The sequence below is a fragment of the Streptomyces sp. HUAS MS02 genome (assembly GCF_055702265.1).
Window position 1 is genome coordinate 9,188,137 of the sequence record NZ_CM146747.1, and the last position, 24,603, is coordinate 9,212,739.

19 protein-coding genes and 1 pseudogene are annotated in these 24,603 nt (G+C 70.3%); 11 read left to right on the plus strand and 9 right to left on the minus strand.

The genetic code is table 11. The features are described from left to right. Positions 1 to 2: 2 nt before the first annotated feature. The 3 genes and pseudogenes from treS to ACZ9QC_RS39660 all read right to left on the minus strand — a co-directional run bounded on the left by treS (position 3) and on the right by ACZ9QC_RS39660 (position 4,110). The gene (gene treS / locus ACZ9QC_RS39650) at positions 3 to 1,721 is read right to left on the minus strand and encodes a maltose alpha-D-glucosyltransferase (RefSeq protein WP_472917536.1); all 1,719 of its coding nucleotides are present in this window, start codon (positions 1,719 to 1,721) and stop codon (positions 3 to 5) included. After that, positions 1,718 to 3,687, minus strand: a pseudogene (locus ACZ9QC_RS39655) (alpha-1,4-glucan--maltose-1-phosphate maltosyltransferase). Before ACZ9QC_RS39655 ends, treS begins: the two are co-directional and overlap by 4 nt. A 60-nt stretch (positions 3,688 to 3,747) precedes the next feature. Continuing rightward, complete coding sequence (locus ACZ9QC_RS39660) at positions 3,748 to 4,110, minus strand: DUF5133 domain-containing protein (RefSeq protein WP_472917537.1); 363 nt, start codon at positions 4,108 to 4,110, stop codon at positions 3,748 to 3,750. A gap of 266 nt (positions 4,111 to 4,376) precedes the next feature. On the opposite strand from ACZ9QC_RS39660, the gene ACZ9QC_RS39665 reads away from it, so the two are divergent. Both ACZ9QC_RS39665 and glgX read left to right on the plus strand, forming a co-directional pair. Continuing rightward, positions 4,377 to 4,892 carry a pep a2 gene (locus ACZ9QC_RS39665; RefSeq protein WP_472917538.1) on the plus strand — a complete coding sequence of 172 codons (516 nt, stop codon included), beginning with the start codon at positions 4,377 to 4,379 and terminating at the stop codon, positions 4,890 to 4,892. Continuing rightward, positions 4,889 to 7,015: a glycogen debranching protein GlgX gene (glgX, locus tag ACZ9QC_RS39670; RefSeq protein ID WP_472917539.1), complete on the plus strand. Its 2,127-nt coding sequence runs from the start codon at positions 4,889 to 4,891 to the stop codon at positions 7,013 to 7,015. The genes ACZ9QC_RS39665 and glgX overlap by 4 nt, the downstream gene beginning before the upstream one ends. 16 nt (positions 7,016 to 7,031) lie before the next feature. Here the strand turns inward: glgX and ACZ9QC_RS39675 are convergent, their stop codons facing one another. After that, on the minus strand, positions 7,032 to 7,832 hold the full coding sequence (locus tag ACZ9QC_RS39675; protein WP_472917540.1) for a VOC family protein: 801 nt from the start codon (positions 7,830 to 7,832) through the stop codon (positions 7,032 to 7,034). A gap of 225 nt (positions 7,833 to 8,057) precedes the next feature. On the opposite strand from ACZ9QC_RS39675, the gene ACZ9QC_RS39680 reads away from it, so the two are divergent. Next, entirely contained in the window at positions 8,058 to 9,671 is a 1,614-nt protein-coding gene (locus ACZ9QC_RS39680) for an MFS transporter (protein ID WP_472917541.1), read from the plus strand. Positions 9,672 to 9,701: 30 nt separating this feature from the next. On the opposite strand, the gene ACZ9QC_RS39685 is transcribed toward ACZ9QC_RS39680, so the two are convergent. The 4 genes from ACZ9QC_RS39685 to ACZ9QC_RS39700 are packed head-to-tail and all read right to left on the minus strand — an operon-like array spanning position 9,702 to position 13,874. Then, entirely contained in the window at positions 9,702 to 10,733 is a 1,032-nt protein-coding gene (locus tag ACZ9QC_RS39685; RefSeq protein ID WP_472917542.1) for a LacI family DNA-binding transcriptional regulator, read from the minus strand. Then, positions 10,730 to 11,635, minus strand: coding sequence for a carbohydrate ABC transporter permease (locus ACZ9QC_RS39690; protein ID WP_472917543.1), 906 nt, complete (start codon positions 11,633 to 11,635; stop codon positions 10,730 to 10,732). Before ACZ9QC_RS39690 ends, ACZ9QC_RS39685 begins: the two co-directional genes overlap by 4 nt. Then, positions 11,632 to 12,555 (minus strand): carbohydrate ABC transporter permease, encoded by a 924-nt coding sequence (locus ACZ9QC_RS39695; protein WP_472917544.1) that lies wholly within the window; start codon positions 12,553 to 12,555, stop codon positions 11,632 to 11,634. Before ACZ9QC_RS39695 ends, ACZ9QC_RS39690 begins: the two co-directional genes overlap by 4 nt. Continuing rightward, entirely contained in the window at positions 12,552 to 13,874 is a 1,323-nt protein-coding gene (locus ACZ9QC_RS39700) for an extracellular solute-binding protein (protein WP_472917545.1), read from the minus strand. The genes ACZ9QC_RS39695 and ACZ9QC_RS39700 overlap by 4 nt, the downstream gene beginning before the upstream one ends. A 185-nt stretch (positions 13,875 to 14,059) precedes the next feature. Between ACZ9QC_RS39700 and ACZ9QC_RS39705 the strand changes: the two genes are divergently transcribed. Beyond that, a complete protein-coding gene (locus ACZ9QC_RS39705; protein ID WP_472917546.1) occupies positions 14,060 to 16,081 on the plus strand; it encodes a beta-galactosidase in 2,022 nt (673 codons plus the stop codon). Between the two features lie 216 nt (positions 16,082 to 16,297). After that, positions 16,298 to 17,866, plus strand: coding sequence for a glycoside hydrolase family 53 protein (locus ACZ9QC_RS39710; protein ID WP_472917547.1), 1,569 nt, complete (start codon positions 16,298 to 16,300; stop codon positions 17,864 to 17,866). Between the two features lie 49 nt (positions 17,867 to 17,915). Here the strand turns inward: ACZ9QC_RS39710 and ACZ9QC_RS39715 are convergent, their stop codons facing one another. Continuing rightward, on the minus strand, positions 17,916 to 18,740 hold the full coding sequence (locus tag ACZ9QC_RS39715) for an ATP-grasp domain-containing protein (RefSeq protein WP_472917548.1): 825 nt from the start codon (positions 18,738 to 18,740) through the stop codon (positions 17,916 to 17,918). 662 nt (positions 18,741 to 19,402) lie between these two features. On the opposite strand from ACZ9QC_RS39715, the gene crcB (ACZ9QC_RS39720) reads away from it, so the two are divergent. The 6 genes from crcB (ACZ9QC_RS39720) (at position 19,403) to ACZ9QC_RS39745 (ending at position 24,591) form a co-directional block, all read left to right on the plus strand. Continuing rightward, the gene (gene crcB, locus ACZ9QC_RS39720; RefSeq protein WP_472921941.1) at positions 19,403 to 19,900 is read left to right on the plus strand and encodes a fluoride efflux transporter CrcB; all 498 of its coding nucleotides are present in this window, start codon (positions 19,403 to 19,405) and stop codon (positions 19,898 to 19,900) included. Continuing rightward, a complete protein-coding gene (gene crcB, locus ACZ9QC_RS39725) occupies positions 19,897 to 20,271 on the plus strand; it encodes a fluoride efflux transporter CrcB (RefSeq protein ID WP_472917549.1) in 375 nt (124 codons plus the stop codon). Before crcB (ACZ9QC_RS39720) ends, crcB (ACZ9QC_RS39725) begins: the two co-directional genes overlap by 4 nt. 128 nt (positions 20,272 to 20,399) lie before the next feature. Next, positions 20,400 to 21,233, plus strand: coding sequence for an undecaprenyl-diphosphate phosphatase (locus ACZ9QC_RS39730; RefSeq protein ID WP_472917550.1), 834 nt, complete (start codon positions 20,400 to 20,402; stop codon positions 21,231 to 21,233). A gap of 120 nt (positions 21,234 to 21,353) precedes the next feature. Further along, a complete protein-coding gene (locus tag ACZ9QC_RS39735; protein ID WP_079158351.1) occupies positions 21,354 to 22,085 on the plus strand; it encodes a FadR/GntR family transcriptional regulator in 732 nt (243 codons plus the stop codon). Then, positions 22,082 to 23,530: an amino acid permease gene (locus ACZ9QC_RS39740; protein ID WP_472917551.1), complete on the plus strand. Its 1,449-nt coding sequence runs from the start codon at positions 22,082 to 22,084 to the stop codon at positions 23,528 to 23,530. Before ACZ9QC_RS39735 ends, ACZ9QC_RS39740 begins: the two co-directional genes overlap by 4 nt. Positions 23,531 to 23,541: 11 nt before the next feature. Continuing rightward, positions 23,542 to 24,591, plus strand: coding sequence for an asparaginase (locus ACZ9QC_RS39745; RefSeq protein ID WP_472921942.1), 1,050 nt, complete (start codon positions 23,542 to 23,544; stop codon positions 24,589 to 24,591). The last annotated feature ends 12 nt before the right edge of the window (positions 24,592 to 24,603 follow it).

Genomic DNA, 24,603 nt, shown 5'->3' on the forward strand with positions numbered 1-24,603 from the left:
CTTCAACGCCCTAGGGCAGCGCGGGAGAGGACTCGGGAGAGCCGGAACCAGTAGAAGCCGTGGCCCGCGAGGGTGAGGAGGTAGGGCAGTTCACCGATGGCGGGGAAGCGGACTCCGCCGATGAGTTCGACGGGGTGGCGTCCTTCGTAGGCGCGCAGATCGAGCTCGGTGGGCTGGGCGAAGCGGGAGAAGTTGTTCACGCACAGCACCAGGTCGTCCTTGTACTCGCGGAGGTAGGCGAGCACGGAGGGGTTGGAGGAGGGCAGTTCGGTGTAGGTGCCCAGGCCGAACGCGGGGTTCTGTTTGCGGATCTCGATCATCCGGCGGGTCCAGTGCAGCAGGGACGACGGTGAGGACATGGACGCCTCGACGTTGGTGACCTGGTAGCCGTAGACCGGGTCCATGATCGTCGGCAGGTAGAGGCGGCCGGGGTCGCTGGAGGAGAAGCCGGCGTTGCGGTCGGGGGTCCACTGCATGGGGGTGCGGACGGCGTCGCGGTCGCCGAGCCAGATGTTGTCGCCCATGCCGATCTCGTCGCCGTAGTAGAGGATCGGCGAGCCGGGCAGGGACAGCAGGAGCGCGGTGAAGAGTTCGATCTGGTTGCGGTCGTTGTCCAGGAGGGGGGCGAGGCGGCGGCGGATGCCGATGTTGGCGCGCATGCGGGGGTCTTTGGCGTATTCGGCCCACATGTAGTCGCGTTCCTCGTCGGTGACCATTTCGAGGGTGAGCTCGTCGTGGTTCCGCAGGAAGATGCCCCACTGGCAGTTCGAGGGGATGGCGGGGGTCTTGGCGAGGATTTCCGAGACCGGGTAGCGCGATTCGCGTCGTACGGCCATGAAGATGCGGGGCATGACGGGGAAGTGGAACGCCATGTGGCATTCGTCGCCGCCGCTGGCGAAGTCACCGAAGTAGTCGACGACGTCCTCGGGCCACTGGTTCGCCTCCGCGAGGATGACCGTGTCGGGGTAGTGCGCGTCGATCTCCTTCCGCACCCGCTTGAGGAAGTCATGGGTTGCGGGAAGGTTTTCGCAGTTGGTGCCCTCCTGCTGGTACAGGTACGGCACCGCGTCGAGCCGGAACCCGTCGATGCCGAGATCCAGCCAGAACCTCAGCGCCGAGATCATCTCCTCCTGCACGGCCGGGTTCTCGTAGTTGAGGTCGGGCTGGTGGGAGAAGAAGCGGTGCCAGAAGTACTGCTTGCGGACGGGGTCGAAGGTCCAGTTGGAGGCTTCGGTGTCCACGAAGATGATGCGGGCGCCGGGGAACTGTTTGTCGTCGTCGGCCCAGACGTAGTAGTCGCCGTAGGGTCCGTCGGGGTCTTTTCTCGATTCCTGGAACCACGGGTGCTGGTCGCTGGTGTGGTTCATGACGAAGTCGATGATGACGCGCATGCCGCGCTGGTGGGCGGCGTCGACGAATTCCACGAAGTCGGCGAGGTCGCCGAATTCGGGGAGGACGGCGGTGTAGTCGGAGACGTCGTAACCGCCGTCGCGCAGGGGGGACTTGAAGAACGGCGGGAGCCAGATGCAGTCGATGCCCAGCCACTGCAGGTAGTCGAGTTTGGCGGTCAGCCCCTTGAGGTCGCCGATGCCGTCGCCGTCACTGTCCTGGAACGAGCGGACGAGGACCTCGTAGAAGACGGCGCGTTTGAACCACTCCGGGTCCCGGTCCTTCTGCGGTGTGTCGTCGAAGGTGTCCGGGATGGGTTTGTTCATGGTCATGGCGTACCTGACCCTCCGATCTGCGACGAGGAGGACGAGCTGTCGACGGGGAGCGGGACGTGGAGGATGTGCGCGGGCGCCCGCCCGGGCTCCAGGCGCACGTAGTTCGTCCGCCCCCAGTGGTAGGTCTCCCCCGTCAACTCGTCGCGCACCGGCATGGTCGCGCCCATGCCCAGGCCGAGTTCCGCCATGTCGAGGGTGATCCTGGCCTCCTGGGCACGGTGGGGGTCGAGGTTGACGACCACCACGACCGCGTCCGAACCGGTGCGCTTGCTGTACGCGATCACCGCGTCGTTGTCCGTGTGGTGGAAGCGCAGGTTCCGTAGTCCGTGCAGTGCGGGGTGCCGTCGTCTGATGTGGTTGAGCGCCGTGATCAGGGGCGCGATGGTGCGTCCGTCGCGTTCGGCTGCGTCCCAGTCGCGGGGGCGGAGTTGGTATTTCTCGGAGTCGAGGTACTCCTCGCTGCCGGGTTTGAGGGGGGTGTTCTCGCAGAGTTCGTAGCCGGAGTAGACGCCCCAGGTGGGGGAGAGGGTGGCGGCGAGGACGGCGCGGAGCTCGAAGGCGGGGCGGCCGCCTTCCTGGAGGAAGGCGTGGAGGATGTCGGGGGTGTTGACGAAGAAGTTGGGCCGCATGTAGGCGGCGGCTTCGCCGGCGAGTTCGCGGGCGTAGTCGGTGAGCTCCTGTTTGGTGTTGCGCCAGGTGAAGTAGGTGTAGGACTGCTGGAAGCCGGTGGCGGCCAGGGTGTGCATCATCGCGGGGCGGGTGAAGGCCTCGGCCAGGAAGATGACGTCGGGGTCGGTGGCGTTGATCCGGGCGATGACCTGTTCCCAGAAGAGGACCGGTTTGGTGTGGGGGTTGTCGACGCGGAAGATGCGTACCCCGTGGTCCATCCAGTGCCGCAGGATCCGGACGGTCTCGGTGATCAGGCCGGGCATGTCGGCGTCGAAGGCGATGGGGTAGATGTCCTGGTACTTCTTGGGCGGGTTCTCGGCGTAGGCGATGGTGCCGTCGGGGCGGTGGTGGAACCACTCGGGGTGTTTGTGGACCCAGGGGTGGTCGGGGGAGCACTGCAGGGCGAAGTCCAGGGCGATCTCCATGCCCAGGGCCCGGGCTTCGGCGACGAAGAAGTCGAAGTCGTCGAGGGTGCCGAGGTCGGGGTGGACGGTGTCGTGGCCGCCTTCGGGGGAGCCGATGGCCCAGGGCACGCCGACGTCGTCGGGGGTGGGTGGATGGGGGGCAGGTAGACGACGTCGAAGCCCATGGCGGCGATGGCGGGCAGGCGCCGTGCCGCGGTGCGGAAGGTTCCGTGGGGCTGCTCGGGGGTGCCCTCGGAACGGGGGAAGAACTCGTACCAGGAGCCGAACAGGGCCCGCTCACGTTCCACCAGCAGGGGCAGCGGTTCGGAGGAGGTGACCAGTTCCCGCAGGGGATGCCGGGCCAGGACCTCGTCCACCTCCGGCGCCAACGCCGCCGCCAGCCGGTCGGCGGCCGACAGGGTGTCGTCGCGGAGCCTGCCGACCACCGCCACCAGGACCGCGTGCAGGTCCGCCTCCGGCACCCCGGCCGCCGCCCGCACGAAAAGTTCGGCGCCCTCCTCCAGGACGAGGCCCGTGTCGATGCCGGCCGGGACCTTGACGCGGGCGGTGTGACGCCAGGTGGCGACGGGGTCGCTCCAGGCTTCGACGCGGTACGTCCACCGGCCCTCGGAGGTGGGGGTGACAAAGGCACCCCAGCGGTCGGAGCCGGGGGCCAGCTCGCGCATCGGGGTCCACGGGGCCGGACGGCCCTCGGGGTCCTTGAGCACGACATTGGCGGCCACCACGCCGTGCCCCTCGCGGAACAGCGTCGCGGTGACCTCGAAGGTCTCGCCGACAACTGCCTTCGCGGGACGCCTGCCGCACTCGACGAGCGGGCGGACATCCCTCACGGGGACGCGGCCGACGGCCGGGGCCGGAGTCGGGCTCATGGGTCTCACCTCCGCCGTGCTCGGGGATCGGCGCTGGGCCGAACGGGTGCTCTGCGGGTCTTACAGCCCTGCCGTGGAGCGCCGACCGGACGGCGGACCACCTCTGCCGGAACGGTTCTCGGCGGCCCGGGGCTTGCCGGCCCCTTTACGGGCCCGGTCCTTACGGGGCTTGCCGGCGGCCTCCTGCTGGGGATGGTCGCCCTGGTCCTGGAGACGGGCGGGCGGGCTCGTCTGCAGATAGCGCTCGGCGGCCGCCACGGCCTCCCGGGCACAGCGTTTGCCCATGAGGACGCACAGCGTGTAGCCCGAGTCCTCGAAACTGTCCCGGGCCGCGCGGTCGGTCGGGGACGCGAGCATCACGCGTTCCCAGGTGCGGTAGCGCCGCAGATGTCTGGCCACCTCGTTCTTGGCGGGCAGCAGCATGTGCTGGTCCTCCCGGCACTCTCGACGGAGCACGCTTCCCGGGGGAGGTCGTGCACGGAGGGGCATCGAGCCGTCACGGAGCCGATGCCTTCACTCATGGTGCACGCGCAACCACCAGGCGTCTTGTTGGTTCTTCAACAACCTCGGGAGTCGCTCGTGTTGCACGAATGGCGTAGCCCTCCCACGCTGTAGGTGACTCAGAAGTAATCGGTGCTCACGCTTCGTGCATGCGCGGAGGGAGCTTCGCCGGTGAGGAGCCCACGACGATGAAGACCGCAGTGCCTCGCTACTACCACCTCGACGTGGAAGTCAGTCCGGAGCGGGTCGGGCAGGTCAGCCGCATCCTGGCCGCTCACCTCCGGTTCTGGGACCTGGAGACGCTCGTCCAGCCCGTCTGCCACAGCGCCGAACTCCTCCTGCGCGCCATCGAGGAGCACGCGACGGACAAGAACACCTCGATCGAGATGTGGTGGAACGGTCAGCACCTCATCTCGGCGGTGGCCGAGAACGACCGAGAGCTGCGCCCCGACCGGGAGTTGCGTCCCTGCCTGACCCGTATCGCCGCGCTCAGCGACGGCTGGGGCTGCTGCTCCACGGACACCGGCAGCACGGTGATCTGGTTCACCCAGCGGGCCCCCGTCGACCAGGGCGCGCCCCTGGTGCCGACGGGGCCCGAGCCGGCCCTGCGCGAAATGCTCCAGGTGCCCCGCGAGATGCCCGTCGCGACGCTCGCTGGTGCGCCCGGCGGCGAGGCCCCGGACATCCTCGAAGACGCGCGGTGACCGTGCGTCCGGACCGCGAAGGGGTGCCCGTGTGGAGCGGGCACCCCTATCCGCTGGGCGCCTCCTACGACGGCACCGGCACCAACTTCGCCCTCTTCAGCGAGGTCGCCGACGGCGTCGACCTCGTGCTCGTCGACGACGCGGGCCGCCATCGAGCCGTCCCGCTCACCGAGGCCGACGGTTTCGTCTGGCACGGCCGGCTCCCCGGCGTCGGCCCCGGACAGCGCTACGGCTACCGGGTGCACGGCCCCTGGGACCCCGCCGCCGGCCACCGCTGCGATCCGGCGAAGCTGCTGCTCGACCCGTACACCACGGCCGTCGACGGACAGGTGGACAACCACCCCTCCCTCCGCGAACCGGGCGCCGACACCGCCGGGCACACCATGCTCGGCGTCGTCACCGACCCCTTCTTCGACTGGGGGGACGACCGCCCGCCGCGCCGGCCGTACGCCGACACCGTCGTCTACGAGGCCCACGTCCGCGGGCTCACCCGCACCCACCCCGAGGTTCCCCCCGAACTGCGCGGCACCTACGCCGGGTTGGCCCATCCCGCCGTCGTCGAGCACCTCACCTCGCTGGGCGTGACCGCGATCGAGCTGATGCCGGTCCACCAGTTCGTGCAGGACGGCGTCCTGCAGGACCGGGGCCTCGTCAACTACTGGGGCTACAACACCATCGGCTTCTTCGCGCCCCACAACGCCTACGCCGCCCACGGCACCCGGGGCCAGCAGGTCACCGAGTTCAAGTCGATGGTCAAGGCCCTGCACGCGGCCGGCCTCGAAGTGATCCTCGACGTGGTCTACAACCACACCGCCGAGGGCAACGAGAAGGGACCCACCCTCTCCTTCCGCGGCATCGACAACAGCTCGTACTACCGCCTCGTGGACGGCGACTGGGCGCACTACTACGACACCACGGGCACCGGGAACAGCCTCCTGATGCGGCACCCGTACGTCCTGCAACTGATCATGGACTCGTTGCGGTACTGGGTCACCGAGATGCATGTCGACGGCTTCCGCTTCGACCTGGCCGCCACGCTGGCCCGGCAGTTCCACGAGGTGGACCGCCTCTCGGCGTTCTTCGACCTGATCCAGCAGGACCCCGTGATCAGCAGGGTCAAGCTCATCGCCGAACCCTGGGACGTCGGCGAGGGCGGCTACCAGGTCGGCAACTTCCCGCCCCTGTGGTCCGAGTGGAACGGCCGATACCGCGACGCCGTACGGGACTTCTGGCGCGGGCGTCCCCATACGCTCGGCGAGTTCGCGTCCCGGCTGACCGGGTCCGCCGACCTCTACGAGCACAGCCGACGCCGCCCGCGCGCCAGCGTCAACTTCGTCACCGCGCACGACGGTTTCACCCTGCGCGACCTGGTCTCCTACGACGACAAGCACAACGAGGCCAACGGCGAGGGCAACCGGGACGGCGAGAGCGTCAACCGCTCCTGGAACTGCGGCGCGGAAGGACCCACCAGGGACCCCCGGGTCCTCGCCCTGCGGGCCCGGCAGCAACGCAACCTGCTGGCCACCCTGCTGCTGTCCCAGGGCATCCCGATGATCTGCCACGGCGACGAGTCGGGCCGCACCCAGCGCGGCAACAACAACGCCTACTGCCAGGACAACGAGGTCTCCTGGCTCGACTGGCGGCTCGACGACGAACGGCGCGCGCTGCTCGCGTTCACCCGCGACCTGATCGCCCTGCGCGCGGCGCACCCGGTGCTGCGCCGCCGCCGCTTCTTCCGGGGCGACACCCCGACCCGCGCGGACCAGCCGCTGCCCGACCTGGTGTGGCTGCGGCCGGACGCCCGCGAGATGACCGACGCCGACTGGGACCGCTCCGACGCGCACGCCGTGGCCGTGTTCCTCAACGGCGACGCCATCGCCGAACGCGACCACCGCGGCAACCCCGTCGTCGACGACTCCTTCCTGCTCCTGCTGAACAGCCACTGGGAGCCGCGGGTCTTCCGGCTCCCCGGCGCCGCGTACGGCGAGCGCTGGACGACCCGGGTCGACACGACCGCGGAACCCGACGGCGTCCCGGACGAGTCGGAGCACAAGGCGGGCGCCGAGATCACCTTGGAGGCGCGGGGGCTGATGCTGCTCTCCAGGCCCTGCCGGGCCCGCTGATCCTCGGCCGTCCCGGTCAGCGTTCGCCGCGCGACGTGATGGTGAACTGGGCGCCGTCGGGGTCGCGGAGGACCGCCTCGCGCGCGTCCTGGGTGAGGATCGTGCCGCCGTGGTGCTGGGCGGCCTCGACACGGGCCGCCACGTCGGAGACGGAGAAGTGGACCTGCCAGTGCGGGCGGATCGTGGGATCGGGGGCGGCCTCCAGCGCGCCGGAGGTGATCCGGGCGACCACCTCGCCCTCGCTGCGCAGCACGACCTCGTTCGCCTCGTAGCGCACCTCGCAGCAGCCGGGCTTCTCGGTGGCCCACTCCAGGACCTCGCCGTAGAAGATCGCCGCGTCGAAGGCGTCCCGGGTGTGCAGCCGGATGAAGGCCGGGGCGGCCTTGCGCCAGGTCTCCCAGTCGGTGAAGAGCGCGCCCTCCCAGATCCCGAAGGAGGCGCCGTGCCGGTCCGCCAACAGGGCGGCGCGTCCGGGCGGGAAGGAGAGGGGGCCGACCGCGACCGTGCCGCCGCGCTCCCTGGCCCGGGACGCGGCCGCGTCGGCGTCCGACACGGCGAAGTACGGGGTCCAGGCCACCGCCATCTGCCACAGGGAGGCCACCCCGGCGATCCCGGCGACCGGCACACCGTCGGCGAGCGCGATCCGGAAGTGGTCGCCGAGCTTGGCCGTACGCCACTGCCAGCCGAGCACGGCGGCGTAGAAGTCCTCCGTGGCCGGCAGGTCCCGGCTGGTGAGGCTCACCCAGCAGGGCGCACCGAAGACGGAATGGCTGGAGACGACGTTCTCGTCGTCCCGGTGATCGCTGTCGCTGTTCATGGCAGTCGTGTCCTGGTCTCGTCCGTCGGCGCAACCCGGCCGCACTCCAGTGTCCAACCGGATCCGGGGCCGGTGCGCGTCGAGTACCCCGAGACGGGCCTCCGACCCCGGTGACGACGCGATCTTCGGACGGCCGTTCGGGTGGTGACGGCGAGTCGCGGGCCCTTACCGGGCGTCGCCGCCGAGCGCATGCGCAGTACGGCGGATCAAGAGAATATCCGGTATATGGCCGACATCAAGGAACGTTCCGGGCCCGGCCCCGCCGCATCCGGTCCTGCCGCGCCCCACCAGACCCTCGCCCTCGCGGCGATGATGTTCGCCGTGTCGATGACCTTCATCGACCAGACGATCGTCGCCATCGCAGCCCCCAGCATCGTCGACGAACTCGATCTCTCCTCCTCGGGCATGCAGTGGGTGGTCAACGCCTATCTGCTGGCCCTGGCCGCGTTCTTCGCGCTCGGCGGCCGGCTCGCCGACATCCTCGGGCACCGCCGGATGATGGTGATCGGCACCCTCGTCTTCGTCATCTCCTCCGTGCTCTGCGGCTGTGTCCCCGACGACGGCTTCGCCCTGGGCTGGCTGATCGTGTTCCGGGCCACCCAGGGCCTGGGCGCCGCGCTGATGTTCCCCGCCGCGCTCGCCGTCGTCGTCGCGGTCTTCCCGGTCGACAAGCGGGGCCGGGCCCTCGCCCTGTTCTTCGGGGTGTCCGGCGCCCTCACCGCGCTCGGTCCGCTGCTCGGCGGCTGGCTCACCAGCTGGACCTGGCGGGCGATCTTCTGGGTCAACGTGCCCGTCGCGATCATCGCCCTCGTCCTGACCGCGCTCGCCCACATCCCGTACCGGGTCCGCCGTGAACGTCTCGACCTGCCCGGCGCCGTCCTCGTCGCCGTCGGCATGGGCCTGAGCGTGCTCGGCCTGCAACAGGCCTCCGCCTGGGGCTGGAGCAGCGCGGCCACCTGGGCCTGCATCATCGGCGGACTCGCGGTCCTCGTACTGTTCTGCGCCTACGAACTCCGTGTCGACGAACCGCTCATCAAACTCCACGTCTTCCGTGACAAGGCGTTCGGCGTCGACGCGGCGGTCCTCTTCTTCGCGATGCTCGCCTTCGTCCCGCTGTTCTTCTTCGCCTCGGTGTACGCGCAGGTCTCGCTCAGCGCCTCGCCCAACCAGGCGGCGCTGTTCCTGCTGTACTTCTTCATCGGCTTCGCGGTCGCCTCCCAGTGGGGCGGCCGGATCCTCGACAAACGCGGCGCCCGGCCCGCGCTGAAACTGGGCACGGCCCTCGGCGCGGTCGGCTTCGCCCTCTGGGCGAACAAGCTGACGGACCTCTCGATGCACGACCAGTGGCCCTATGTCGCCCTCGCCGGCGCCGGCATCGGCTTCCTGCTCGCGCCCGCCTCGACCGACGCGGTGAACCGGTCCCTCGACGCCTCGTACGGCGAGGTCACCGGCATCACCCAGACCGTGCGCAACTACGCGGCGGCCGTGGGGCTCGCGGTGTACGGCACGATCCTCACGCACGTCACCACCGACAAGGTCGTCGAGACCCTGACGTCCAAGGGGGTGCCGGACGACGCGGCACGGGACGCGGCCCGCGACATCGCCGAGTCGGTCACCGGCAACCCCGACAGCCAGGCGCCGAGCGGGGACGGCCCGGTCGGCACGGTGGTGCGCGACTCGATGGACGCCATCCGCATGGACTTCGCCGAGGCCAACCAGTGGGTGTTCTACGGCATGGCCATCGCCCTCGGCATCGGGTTCCTGTGCGCGCTCAGGCACCCGGGCACCCGGGTCACCGAGGAGACACGGAAGCCCGAGCGGGAGCCCGCACACCACTGACGTCGGCGGACCCCCGTGCGCGGCCGCGTCCTACGTGGACTCCCGCCGCACCAGCTCCGTCGGCAGGATCACGGCGGCCGGGGCCTCGCCGCCGATCTGCGCCAGCAGGACCCGCACCATCTCGTTGCTGATCCGGTCGTAGGGCTGGCGGATGGTGGTGAGGGCGGGGACGGACTCCGTCGCGGCGGCCGAGTCGTCGAAGCCGCCCACGGACACGTCCTCGGGGACCCGGCGGCCCGCCCGGCGCAGCGCCGTGAGGGCGCCCTGCGCCATCAGGTCGGAGGCCACGAAGACGGCGTCCATGTCGGGGGCCCGGTCCAGCAGCAGGTCGGTGCCCGCCTCGCCACTGGCGCGGCTGTAGTCGCCGGAGGCGATGAGCCGCTCGTCGATCTCGACGCCGGCCTCGGTCAGCACCTCCTTGTAGCCGGCGAGGCGGTCGACACCGCCGGGCGAGTCCAGCGGACCGGTCACCACACCGATCCGCCGACGGCCCAGCGACAGCAGATGGCGCACCATGTCACGGGCCCCGTCGCGGTCGTCGGCGGCCACGTAACTCACCTTCGAGCCGGGAGTCATGGGCTTGCCGCACTGGACGAGGGGGATACCCGCCTCGCGGAGCTCCTGGGCGACCGGGTCCGCGGAGTGGCTGGAGACCACCAGCACACCGTCGACGTGGCCCGCCGTGATGTACCGCGTGATTCGGCGCCGCTCGTCCTCCGTGCCCGCCACCATCAGCAGCAGCGGGATGTCGTGCGCGGCCAGCGCCTGGGTGCAACACCGCAGGAGGACGTTGAAGTTGGGGTCCTCGAAGAGCTTCTCCTGCGGTTCCGTCAGCAGGAAGCCGATCGAGTCGGAACGGCCGGTGATCAGCGAGCGGGCGTGCCGGTTCACGACGTAACCCGTCTTGCGGATCGCCGCGTTGACCGCCTCGGCCGCCGCCGGGCTGACGTAGTGACCGCCGTTGAGCACGCGCGACACGGTTCCCCGGGAGACTCCCGCCTCGCGCGCCACGTCGTGAATGGTCGGCGGTCTGCGCCTGCCCCCCGTGTTGCTCATGGTCATGACTTTACGGCTCCGGAGAGCAGATCGAGGCTCCAGAACCGCTGGATGACCAGGAAGAGCGCGATCAGCGGGATCACCGCGAGCAGCGCGCCCGTGATCACCAGGGTGTAGAGCGCCGGGGTGTTGGAGCCCTGTTCGAGGAGGGTGAACAGCCCCAGGGTGATCGGGAACTTCTCGTCGTCGCTGAGCATGATGTACGGCAGCAGGAAGTTGTTCCACACGGCCACGAACTGGAACAGGAAGACCGTCACCAGCCCCGGCACCATCATCGGCAGCGCGATCCGGGTGAAGATCCGCCACTCGCCCGCCCCGTCCATCCGCCCGGCCTCCACCACGTCGGCGGGGACGGCGGCAGCGGCGTAGATCCGGGACAGATAGACGCCGTAGGGGGAGAGGATCAGCGGCAGCAGCACCGACCAGTAGCTGTCCGCCAGGTCCGCCTTCGCCATCAGCAGGTACTGCGGGATCGCCAGGATCACCGGGGGCATCAGCACGCCCGCCATCAGCACGTTGAAGACGGCCTCGCGGCCCTGGAAACGGTAGATCGCCAGCGCGTAGCCGCTGATCGCGGAGACGGCGGTGGACAGCAGGGCGCCGACGCCCGCGTACAGGGCGGAGTTGCCCATCCACGTCCAGTACACGCCGTCGCGGTAGGCGTTCAGGTCGGACAGGTTGTCCGCGAAGCCGGTGCCCGGCAGGAAGGTGAACGTGCTGAACAGCTCGCTGCCCGACTTGGTGGCCGCGATCAGCACCCAGGCGACCGGCAGCAGACAGTAGATCGCGCCCAGCAGCAGGGTGAGCGTCGGGACGAGCGCGATACGGCGGCGCAGCGGCGGGCCCTGGGCGGTGCCGGGGGTGGTGCCGGCCGCCGGGGCGGCCTCGCGTACGGCAAGAGAACTCATCGTGCTGCCTCCTGCTTGCTACGGGAGTTCGCGGCCTTCAGGAAGCCGAAGGAGAGGACGAGCGTCGCCACGGCGATGATCACGGCACCCGCGGCCGCCGAGTGGATGTCGCCCTCGCCGAACGCGTCCCGGTACACCTTCATCAGCGGACTCCACGTCGTGGAGACCGAGTTGGTGAGGGGCTTGAGGGTGGTGGGCTCGCTGAAGACCTGGAGCGTGGCGATGATCGAGAAGAAGAAGGTCAGCACCAGCGAGGGCGCCACCATCGGGATCTTGATCCGCAACGCGATCTGCAGCGGCGACGCGCCGTCCAGCTTGGCCGCCTCGTACACCTCGGCGGGGATCGCCTGCAGCGAGGTGTAGATGACGATCATGTTGAAGCCGGTGCCGCCCCAGATCGCGATGTTCGACAGCGCCGCGTACAGGCCGCCGCCGTCCAGCAGATCCGGCTGCGGCAGGCCCAGCCGCTCCAGCACGAAGTAGAAGGGGCTGACGTCCGGGAGGTAGAGGAAGCCCCACAGCAGGGCCGCCACGACACCGGGGATGGCGTACGGCAGGAAGATCGCCAGCCGGGTGAAGGGGGCCAGCCGCACCTTGTCGCTGTCCAGCATCAGGGCGAAGACCAGTGCCAGACCGAGCATGACCGGGACGACGATCGCGCCGTAGCCGAGGACGCGCAGGGCGCCGTCGAGCAGTTCGGAGTCGGTCAGCGCGTCGGTGTAGTTCTCCAGGCCCGCCCACACCTCGCTGCGCGCGCCCGAGCCGAGGCCGAGCCCCTTGACCTGCACCTTGTGCAGGCTGAGCCAGACGGCGTAGCCGATGGGCAGCGCGAAGAAGAGGGCGAACAGGATCGTCGCGGGGAGGAGGAAGGCGTACGGGGCCCCCTTGACCCCGTACGACCTCCGGCGTGCCGTCGTCACCGAGCGACCTCGAAGCCCTGCTTCTTCATGTCGGCGACCGTGTCGTCCTGCATCGTCTTCAGGGCGGCACCGAAGTCCGACTTGTTCTTCGCGGCGGCGCCGAACGCGTCCTTGAAGGTGGTGTAGGCGACGTTCACGTTCGGGCCCCACGCGGACGGCGCGGTGGTCTTCGCGATCTCGGAGGCCACGGTGTAGAAGTCGGCCTGGTGGGAGAAGAAGGCCGGCGGCTGGGCGAACGCGTCACTGGTCTGCGCGGTGGTGGCGGCCGGGTAGATGCCGCCTTCCTTGGCCAGCGCGGTCAGCGCCTCGGGGTCCGTGTTCAGCCAGGTGGCGAACTTCGCGGCGGCACCCTTGTTCTTCGAGTCCGTGGTGACGGCGGTCGAGGAGCCGCCCCAGCTGCCGGTGGTGTTCTCGGAGGCCGACCACTGCGGCAGCGGCGCGACCTTCCACTTGCCCTCGGTGTCGGGCGCGGCGGTGGTCAGCGTGCCCGGCGCCCACACGGCGCTGACCCAGGCGATCTGCTTGCCGGTGTTCAGGGCCTTGTTCCAGGCCGGGGTGTACATCGGCTGGTTGTCGATGGCGCCCTCCTTCACCAGCCCGCCCCAGAAGTCGGCGACGCGCCGGGTGGCCGCGTCGTCGATGCCGACCTTCCACTTCTGGCCCTCGGTGGTCCACCACTGCGCGCCCGCCTGCTGGGCGAGACCGGCGAAGAGACCGGAGTCGTTCGCGGAGAAGGTGGTGAGGTCGACGTCCGGGTCCGCCTTCTTCAGCTTGCGCGCGGTCTCGGCGAACTCGTCCCAGGTCTTCGGGACGGTCAGGCCGTACTTCTCGAAGAGGTCCTCGCGGTAGTAGAACATCATCGGCCCGATGTCCTGCGGTATCGCGTAGACGGCGTCGGAGCCCAGCGTGGTCTGCTGCCAGACGCCGGTGGCGAACTTGCCCTTCGCGTCGCCCGCCTCGCCCGCGATGTCGGCGACCGCGTCGTTGCTGACCAGGGTCGGCAGCGCCTGGTACTCGGCCTGCACCAGGTCCGGGCCCTTGCCCGCCTTGTGCGCGGTGAGGATCTTGGTGACCAGGGTGTCGCCGGAGGCCTGCTTCTTCACCGTGACGGTGATCTGCTGCTCCTTGCCGGGGCCCTTGTTCCAGAGGTCGACGACCTTGTCCATGCCGGGCGTCCAGGTCCAGTACGTCAGCTTCGCCGGCCCCGACCGGTCCCCGCTGTCGTCGTCGGACCCGCCGCAGGCGGCGAGTGTGGTGGCGCCGAGCGCGACGGCGACGGCAGTGGCCACAAAGCGCCGGTGCTTCGTGATGTTGGGCATGGATCGTTCTCCCCTGACCTGGGTCCTCGTCTACTGCGAGGACCGTGCCATGCTTCTGTGAGCGTTCACAGTAGAGAAACATCCCGGACACTTGTCAATGGTTGTTGCTGTGCGGTTATGTTGGGCTCCGCACCGCGTCGCCGTGTGTGCACGTTCCCAAATGATCGATAAAACGGGAGAGATCCATGCCGGAGACCACCCCCACGGGCCTGACCGGGCTCGCCTTCGGTGGGGACTACAACCCCGAGCAGTGGCCGGAAACCGTCTGGCACGAGGACGTCCGGCTGATGCGCGAGGCCGGCGTCACGATGGTGAGCGTCGGCATCTTCTCCTGGGCCCTGCTGGAGACCTCACGCGGCACCTACGACTTCGCGTGGCTCGACCGTCTGCTCGACCTGCTCCACGACAACGGCATCCGCGTCGACCTCGGCACCCCCACGGTCGTCCCGCCGGTCTGGTTCTACCGCGAGCACCCCGAGGCGCTGCCCGTGGCCGCCGACGGCACCCGCTACGAGTTCGGCTCGCGCGGTGCCATCTGCCACAGCAACGCCGACTACCGGGCCGCCGCCGCGAACATCACCACGAAGCTCGCCGAGCGCTACGCCGACCACCCGGCGCTCGCCCTGTGGCACGTCCACAACGAGTACGGCGTCCCCGTCTCCGCCTGCTACTGCGACTCCTGCGCCGCGCACTTCCGCCGCTGGCTGGAGCGGACGTACGGCGACGTCGCGGCGGTCAACGAGGCCTGGGGCACCGCCTTCTGGGGCCAGCACTACACCGACTTCGCGCAGATCAACCCGCCGCGCGTCACCCCTACGGTCGGCAACCCCGGGCAGGCCCTCGACTACAAGCGGTTCGCCGACGAGACGATCCGCGAGAACTTCGTCGCCGAGCGGGACATCCTGCACCGCCTCACCCCCGGCATCCCGGTCACCACCAACTTCATGACCGCGCTCAGCCAGTGCGACTCCCTGGACTACTGGGCCTGGGGCCGCGAGGTCGACCTGGTCACCAACGACCACTACCTGATCACCGACGGCCGCCGCACCCACGTCAACCTCGCGATGGCCGCCGACCTCACCCGCTCGGTCGGCGGCGGCGCCCCCTGGCTGCTGCTGGAGCACTCCACCTCGGGCGTCAACTGGCAGGCCCGCAACCCCGCCAAGGCCCCCGGCCAGATGGCCCGCAACTCCCTCGCCCATGTGGCACGCGGCTCCGAGGGCGCCATGTTCTTCCAGTGGCGGCAGTCCCGGCGCGGCGCCGAGAAGTTCCACTCGGCGATGCTGCCGCAGGCCGGCACCGAGTCGCGCGTGTGGCGCGAGGTCGTCGCACTGGGCGCCTCCCTGGACTCGCTGAGCCAGATCAAAGGCAGCCGGACCGTCGCCGACGTCGCCGTCGTGTGGGACTGGCACTCCTGGTGGGCGCAGAACCTCGCCTGGCGCCCCAGCGAGGACCACGAGGCCCGCGAACGCGCCGACGCCTTCTACGAGGCCCTCTACGACCGCCACCTCACGGTCGACTTCGCCCACCCGGAAGCCGACTTGTCGGCCTATCCCCTTGTCGTCGTTCCCGCCCTGTACCTGATGACGCAAGCGGCTGCGGACAACCTCAAGGCGTACGTCGAGAACGGCGGCACCCTCGTCGTCTCGTACTTCTCCGGGATCGTCGACGAGCACGACGCCGTCCACGAGGGCCCCTACCCCGGCGCCCTGCGCGACGTACTCGGCCTGACCGTCGAGGAGTTCTCGCCCCTGCTCGGCGGCGAGTGCGTCCGCATCACCGGACCCGACGGCTCCGAACTGACCGGTGACGTGTGGACCGAGTTCGTGGTGCCGCGCGGCGCCGAGCCCGTGTGGACCTACACCGACGGGCTCGCCGCCGGCCGGCCCGCCGTCACCCGGTACCGGCTCGGCGAGGGCTCCGCCTGGTACGTCTCGACCCGCCTCGACGCGCACGGCCTCGACGCGCTCCTCGGCTGGGCCGCCGACGACGCGGGCATCGCCGCCCGCGCCGACCTGCCGCGTGACGTCGAAGTGGTGCGCCGTGCGGGGGAGTCGGGCGACTTCCTCTTCGCGATCAACCACACCGCGCTCGACGCGAAGGTGCCGCTGGACACGGCCGGCGCCGAGCTCCTCACCGGCGAACGCGCGGCGGGCCGCCTCGTCGTACCCGCCGGCGGCGTCAGGGTCGTACGTCTCGACCCCTGATCAGCAGATATGGACGGCAGCCCGTCACCGAGCCGCACGGGTGACGGCCGCCGCTCCCCGCCCGGGGGCGTTTCCCGGCCCCGGGTCATCCCCGACCCCGACCGGATCTCTGGGGACATCCGGTCGGTCCAGGCGGCGTCGCGCCCACGGCCTTCGGGCGCGGCGCCGCCACAGCACCGCATCACCCGGCTCCCCACCTTCGTCGAAGGGACGACGATGTTCCACGCGAGACGTGCCCTCAGGGCCCTGCTCATACCGCTGTTCGCGGGTCTGGCGCTCACCACCGTGCCCGCCGGCTCGGCACACGCCGCCTCCACGCTCACCAACGGGGGCTTCGAGTCCGACGGCACCGGGACCGCGACGCCGGCCGGCTGGTCGACGTACTCGGCAGGCGGGCAGAACGCCGCCTCCTTCACCGAGTCCGGCGGCCACGGCGGCAGTCACCGCCTCACCCACTGGTCGTCCTCCGCCTACAAGGTGGAGACGTACCAGTACCTGTCCGGCCTGGCCAACGGGAACTACAAGCTCACCGCGTGGGTGCGCTCCGGCGGCGGCCAGAACTCCGCGTACCTCGCGTTGAAGAACTGCGGCAGCGCCGAGCAGCGCACCGACATCCCGGTCTCCGCCAGCGGCTGGATCCGGATCGTCACCTCGATCGCGGTGACCAACAACCAGTGCACCATCAGCATCAACTCCGACGCCCGTGCCGGGAACTGGATCAACGTCGACGACCTGACCTTCGCGTCCGGGACGACGGGCGTGCCCATCAAGGGCTCCGACGTGTCCTCGCTCGTCAAGAGCGAGGCCAAGGGCGGCGTCTACAGGAACAGCTCCGGCACCACCGGCGACGCCCTCGCCATCCTCAAGGGCGCGGGCCAGAACTACGCCCGCCTCAAGGTCTGGGTGAACCCCGCCGACGGCTACAACAACAAGACCCGCGTGCTCGCCGCCGCCAAGCGCGTCAAGGCCCAGGGCATGAAGCTCCTGGTCGACTTCCACTACTCGGACACCTGGGCGGACCCGGGCGCCCAGACCGTGCCGTCCGCGTGGACCGGTCACTCCTACAGCCAGCTGCGGACGGACGTCCACAACCACACCTACGACGTCCTCAACGCCCTCAAGGCGCAGGGCACCACCGCCGACATGGTCCAGGTCGGAAACGAGATCAACGGCGGCATGCTGTGGTCGGCGGGCTCCACCTCCAACTGGTCGCAGCTCGCCGGACTGCTCAACTCCGGCTACGACGCGGTCAAGGCGGTCGACTCCTCCACCCAGGTGGCGCTGCACCTCGCCAAGGGCGGGGACCTGTCCGGCACCCGCTGGTGGTTCGACAACGCGGTCTCCAACGGTGTGAAGTTCGACGTCATCGGCCTGTCGTACTACGGCTACTGGCACGGCACGCTCGCCGACTTCCAGACCACGCTGGACGACGCGGCGTCCCGCTACGCCAAGCCGGTGTTCGTCGCCGAGACGGCGTACCCGTTCCGGCTGGACAGCGAGGACGCGCACGAGAACATCATCGACCTGAGCGGCGAACTCGTGTCCGGCTACCCGGCCACGACCGCAGGTCAGACCCGGTGGATGAAGGACATCGCGAGCATCGTCGAGGCCGTCCCGAACGGCCGTGGCCTCGGCATCTTCTACTGGGAGTCGACGTGGACCGCCGTCACGGGCAACGGCTGGGACCCGACGGACGCGGCCTCCGGCAACGGGTGGGAGAACCAGGCGCTGTTCGGGTACGACGACAGGCTGCTGCCGGCGGCGGCGTGGTTCAGCCACCGGTAGTGAGGTGAGCCGGGGGCCGTACGTCTCGGCGTGCGGCCCCTTCTGGCGTTCAGCCGCCGAGGAACGCGTGCAGCGAACCGGCCACGGCCGAGACGAAGGTGTCCCGGACCCGCTCGGGGAGGCGGTCCAGGGAGAGGTAGGGGTTGAGGTCCTCCAGCTCGACCAGGAGGAGGTCGCCGTCCTGCGTTCGGCAGGCGTCCACGCGCTGGATGCCGTGGTCGAGGGTGTTCCAGTCGATGAAGCGCCGGGCGAAGGAGAGGTCGGCCTCGGAGGCCTCGTAGGGTTCCAGGACCCAGCGGCGGTCGGGGTCGGGCGCGTGGAGGGCGTACTGGAAGGTGTCGTCGACGTAGTAGAAGGACACCTCGTAGCGGAAGTCCACGCGCGGCTGGACGAGGAGGTCGCCCCAGGCCAGGCCCGCCAGCTCGGAGCCGGTCAGGAAGCGCAGGCCGAGGGAGTCCGCGCCGGCCTTCGGCTTCACCGCGTACCTGTCGGAATCGGGCAGCCGCGTCAGGTCCTCGCTCCGGTCGACGGTGGGGATGACCGGGTACCCGGCGCCGGTGAGGTCCAGCAGGTACTGCTTGCCGACCATGTCGGCGCGGCCGGTCAGCGGGTTGTAGACACGGCTGCCGAGCGCCGTCGCCCGCTCGCGGAAGGCGTCGTACGCCTCCTGGTGGTGCAGGACGGGGCCGCTGTTGCGGACCACGACCGCGTCGAAGCCGTCCATCAGGGCCACCGTGTCCAGGGGGTGGCACAGGGCGATGTCGAACTCCGCGCGCAGCCGGGAGGTGAGAAAGATGTCCTCGTCGCAGTACCGCCGCCCCCGGGCCGGATAGACGAGGTCGGTGACGTACAGCAGGCGGGGGCGGACGGGCACGGCGGTCTCCCTGGTCGGTGACGGCCAACCTAACCCGAGTGGCCTGCGGGGCGGCTCGGCCCCGGTCAGGGCGGACCCCGCGCGGGCGATCGGGCGGACCTTCGGGAGGCGGACATGCGGCGCGACCCCGGACCGCGCATCGGCACCCTCGACCGGCTGCTATCGCATGGTCACGACGAGCGCGTGTGTGACGGAGGGCCGACTGATCCTCGGAAGCCTGCGGGAACGGGGGATCGCGGTGTGCGAACTGCCGGGGAAGCGGGGCTGAGGGGCCCCGGCCCTCGGTGAGACACGAGGGCACGGCCCAGGGACCGGTCCGGTGCGGCTCGCCCGTGTGTGTTCGATGCGGGTCCCGCATCGTCGAGTGCGGCGGGGGCGACCGGCGCGTTACGCTGGCGGCCAGTCGCGATCACGGTCGCGGCGCGGCGGTGGGGCCCGCCGTACCCGAACCGCGGCGACGGCGCCGACAACGGTCCCTGCTTGCGACGGAGCACGCCCGGCGACCTCCGGGCCCGGCGAGTAGGAGACCCGCACCCATGCCGCCCGCACACCCCGACAGGCCCGGATCCCGGCCGCCCTCCGGTGAGCCCGAAGTCCCGCCGCCCGGCGCGGCGGGAGATGTCCTGCCGCTCACCGGCGGGCCGCCGGACGTCCTGCCGCTCATCGACGACCCCGAAGTCCTGCAGTCCCCCGACGCCCCCGTCCCCGATCCACCCCGGCCCGCCCCCTGGCACGGTCAGGCGCCCGTGGTCGCGGTCGTGGCGGTCGGCGGGGGTGTCGGGGCGGCGGCCCGCTACGGTGCCGCGCTGCTCTGGCCCACCGGCACCACGGGTTTCCCCTGGACCACCTTCTGGGTGAACGTCGTCGGCTGCTTCGTGATCGGCCTCTTCATGGTCGCCATCACCGAGGCGTGGACGGTCCACCGCCTCGTCCGCCCCTTCTTCGGCACCGGAGTCCTCGGCGGCTTCACCACCTTCTCGACGTACGCCGTCGACATCCAGCGCCTCGTCGAGGAGGGCCGCCCCGAGACCGCCCTCGCCTACCTGGCCGCGACCCTCCTCGCCGCCCTCGCCGCGGGCCTGGTCGCGACGGCGACGGCGCGTCGCGTACTGCGCCCCACGCCCGCCCCGGCACATGAGAAGGGTAAGAGTTCGTCGTGAACTGGCTGCTGGTCGTCGTCGGCGGATTGGTCGGCGCCCCCTTGCGCTACCTCACCGACCGTGTGGTGCAGTCCCGCCACGACATGGCCTTCCCCTGGGGCACCTTCACCGTCAACGTCGTGGGCTCCGGCGTCCTGGGCTTCCTCACCGGTGCCGTGGCGGCCGGCGCCGTCGGCTCCCACCTGCACCTTCTCCTCGGCACCGGCCTGTGCGGGGCGCTGACCACCTACTCGACCTTCTCCTACGAGACCCTGAGCATGGCGCGGACCGGCGACCGCTTCCACGCCGTCGCCAACGCGGTCGCGAGCGTGACGGCCGGCCTGGGCGCGGTCTACCTGGGGCTGGCGGTGGCGCGGGCGTTCTGGTCCTGAGCGCGGGCCTTACCCGGCCGTAGTACGACTGCTCTCCCGGCGCGATCACGGTCGCCCCGTGCCCCGTGGCGGCTGCTCCTCGACCGTGCCCCCGTCGGTCATGCCCTCGCGAAGCAGAACTGGACCCCATGAGCACCATCAGCGTCGGTCAGGCAGTCGTCCTCGGAGCGGTGGAGGGGGTGACGGAGTTCCTGCCGGTGTCCTCCACCGGCCATCTGAAGATCACCGAGGGGCTGATGGGGATCCAGGTGGACGACAAGGCTGTCGTCGGGTTCTCGGCGGTCATCCAGGTCGGCGCGATCGCCGCGGTCCTCGTGTACTTCCGTCACGACATCGCGCGCATCGGGTCGGCCTGGTTCCGGGGGCTGTTCGACGCGGGGGAGCGGCAGGAGCGCGACTACCGGTTCGCGTGGTGGGTGATCGCCGCGACGATCCCGATCGTCGTCGTGGGGCTGGCCGCCCGGTCGCTGATCGAGGGGCCGCTCGCCTCCCTGTGGGTGGTGGCCGGCTCCCTGATCGTCGGCAGCGGCGTGATGTGGGTCGCCGAGCGGGTGGGCCGGCGCAGGCGGGCGGAGGAGGACACCCGGTTCCGGGACGCGATGCTCGTCGGCGGTTCGCAGATCCTCGCTTTGCTGTTCCCCGGTTTCTCCCGCTCCGGCGCCACCATGTCCACCGCGCTGCTCCTCGACCTCGACCGCGTCGCCGCCACCCGACTCTCCTTCTTCCTCGGTATCCCCGCTCTCACCGGCGCCGGTCTGTACGAGCTGAAGGACGCCCTCGGCGCGGGGGTGGGTGCGGCCCCGCTGATCGCCGGCACCACCGTGTCGTTCGCGGTCGCGTACGCCTCGGTCGCCTGGCTGCTGAAGTTCGTGACCAGGCACTCCTTCCAGGTGTTCGTGTCCTACCGGATCGTCGTCGGCGTACTGCTGTTCGGGCTGCTCGGTGCCGGTGGCCTCAGCTGACGTGGCCCCCCGGGCGCGGCCGGCCCCCGACGCACGGTCGATCCACCACCGCCCATGACCTGGAAGATCGAAGACGGGCCCCCTTGACAGCATCCTCCGGTCACCCGCAGGATCACCCCCGTGAACCTGTCAGACAGCCAGACAGGTGGCTCGGCACCCCGGCGCGTCAGCGCCATGGAAGCGGTGCTCACCCACCTCCGCGACGCCATCGAGCGCGGCAAGTACGCCATCGGGGACAAGCTCCCCTCGGAGGCGGAGCTCTGCCGACAGCTCGAAGTGAGCCGACCGGTCCTGCGCGAGGCGCTGCGCGCCCTTCAGGTGATGGGGCTGACCCAGTCCCGCACCGGCAAGGGCACCTTCGTGATCGCGAACGCCGTCGAGGACCCCACCTTCGGCGACTACGCGGCGAGCGACCTGCTGGAAGTGCGCCGACACGTGGAGATCCCGGTCGCCGGGTACGCGGCGGTGCGCCGCACCCCGGAGAACCTGGACCATCTGGCCCACCTGCTGGACCGGATGGAGCGGGAGACCGACACCACCGCCTGGGTCGCGATGGACACCCTCTTCCATCTGGCCGTGGCGGAAGCCGCCCAGAACCCGGTGTTCCGCCGGGTGATCGAGGAGATCCGGGACGCACTGGCCCGCCAGTCGGCCTTCCTCAACGAACTGGGCGGCCGGCGCGAGCAGTCCAACCGCGAGCACCGGGCCATCGTCGAGGCGCTGATCGACGGTTCCGAACACGACGCGGTGGAGGCCATGTCCCACCACCTCGACCGCGTCGAGACCACCCTCACCGACATCGTGCGTTCCCCGCGCACGGACAGTTCCACGGAAGGCGGACCCGAGGCGTGAGCGAGCAGTCCCTCGAAAAAGACGCCGTACAGGCCGGGCAGCCGGCGGCCCACGTCGACGCCGGAGACGCCGGCTACAGCAAGTCCCTGAAGTCCCGCCACGTCAACATGATCGCCATCGGCGGCGCGATCGGCACCGGCCTCTTCCTCGGCGCCGGCGGCCGTCTCGTCGACGCCGGCCCGTCCCTGTTCATCGCGTACGCGGTCTGCGGAGTCTTCGCCTTCCTCGTCGTCCGCGCCCTCGGCGAACTGGTCCTCTACCGGCCCTCGTCCGGCGCCTTCGTGTCCTACGCCCGGGAGTTCCTGGGGGAGAAGGGCGCGTACACGGCCGGCTGGATGTACTTCCTGAACTGGGCCACCACCGGTATCGCCGACATCACCGCGGTCGCCCTCTACACCCACTACTGGGGCATGTTCTCCGACATCCCGCAGTGGGTGATCGCGCTCGTCGCCCTCGCGGTCGTCCTCTCCGTGAACCTGATCTCGGTGAAGATGTTCGGCGAACTGGAGTTCTGGTTCGCGATCATCAAGGTCGGCGCACTCGTCACCTTCATGCTGATCGGCATCTTCCTGCTGGTGACCCAGCAGCCCGTGGACGACCACACCCCCGGCCCGTCCCTGATCACCGACAACGGCGGCATCTTCCCCAACGGTCTGCTGCCCATGCTGCTGATCATCCAGGGTGTGGTCTTCGCCTACGCCTCCGTCGAACTGGTCGGCGTCGCCGCGGGCGAGACCGAGAACCCCGAGAAGATCATGCCGAAGGCGATCAACTCGATCATGTGGCGCGTCGGCCTCTTCTACGTCGGCTCCGTGCTGCTGCTGGCGATGCTGCTGCCCTGGTCCTCGTACAAGGCGGGCGAGAGCCCCTTCGTCACGGTGCTCTCCAACATCGGCGTCCCCGCGGCCGGCGGCATCATGAACCTGGTCGTGATGACCGCGGCCATGTCCTCGCTCAACTCGGGCCTGTACTCCACCGGCCGCATCCTGCGCTCGATGGCGATGGCGGGCTCGGCCCCGAAGTTCACCGGCGTGATGAGCCGCAACCAGGTGCCCTACGGCGGCATCCTGCTCACCAGCGGTATCTGTGTGCTCGGTGTCGGACTGAACTTCGTGGTCCCGGCCGAGGCGTTCGAGATCGTGCTCAACTTCGCCGCGATCGGCATCATCTGCACCTGGGGCATGATCATGATCTGTCACCTGGTGTTCTGGCAGAAGACCGAGAAGGGGGAGCTGACCCGGCCGAGCTACCGGCTGCCCGGCTCCCCCTGGACCGAACTGGTGACCCTGTTCTTCCTCGCCTCGGTCCTCGTCCTGATGTACGCGGACGGCGGCGCAGGCCGCACGACCGTGCTGTGCCTCCCCCTCATCGTGTTGGCGCTGATCGCGGGATGGTTCGGCGTACGCCGCCGGGTCGCCCAGCAGTCGGCCGAAGTGAAGAAGTGAAGCAGGCAGTGATGTACGACCCCACGACCACCGGCGCCGCGGCGATCCCTGCGCCGCCGGTGGCCGCGGCCCCCGCGATCCGGGAACCGCTCCACGCCCCCGTCGCCCACCTCGTACGCGGAGGTGTCATCGAGGGCATCCACTACGGCTCCGTCGTGGTGCTGGGTGCCGACGGGGAGGTGGAACTCCAACTCGGCGACATCGAGGCGGCGTTCTACCCCCGGTCGGCGCTCAAGCCGGTCCAGGCCGTGGCGATGCTGCGCGCCGGACTCCCCCTGGACGGCGCACTGCTGTCCCTGACCGCGGCCAGCCACTCCGGCGAGGAACGCCACCTCGCCGGAGCCCGGCAGATCCTGGAGCTGGCCGGGGCGAGCGAGGACGACCTGCGCAACGTCACCGACATGCCGTACGACCCGGCCGTCCGCGACGTGTGGATACGCGAGGGGAGGAAGCCCTCCCGTCTCGCGCAGAACTGCTCCGGCAAGCACGCCGCCATGCTCTACACCTGCAAGCTCAACGGCTGGTCCCTGGACGACTACCTCGACCCGGCCCACCCCCTGCAGCAGGCCATCGCGGAGATCGTCGAGGACCTCACCGGGCAGGCCGTCGCCCGGGTGACCCTCGACGGCTGCGGCGCACCCCTGTTCTCCGTCTCCCTGCACGGCCTCGCCCGCGCTCTCGCCCGGATCACCACCGCCGCCGAGGGCACCCCCGAGCACACCGTCGCCGACGCCATGCGCGACCACGCCGAGATGGCCTCCGGCGCCGGACGCGACGTCGCCGAGCTGATGCGGGCCGTGCCCGGACTGCTCACCAAGGACGGCTTCGAGGGTGTCCAGGTCGCCGCGCTGCCCGACGGCCGGGCCGTCGCCGTGAAGATCGCCGACGGCGCGAACCGGGCCCGGGTCCCCGTCACCGCCGCGGCCCTGGCCCGGGCCGGCGTCGACCCGACCGCCCTCGCCGCCTTCGCGGGCGCCCCGCTGCTCGGCGGCGACCACGTCGTCGGACACCTCCGGCCGGCCCGGGCGCTCGACCCGCTCGTGGAGACCACGGACGGCTGAAAGCCGGTCGCG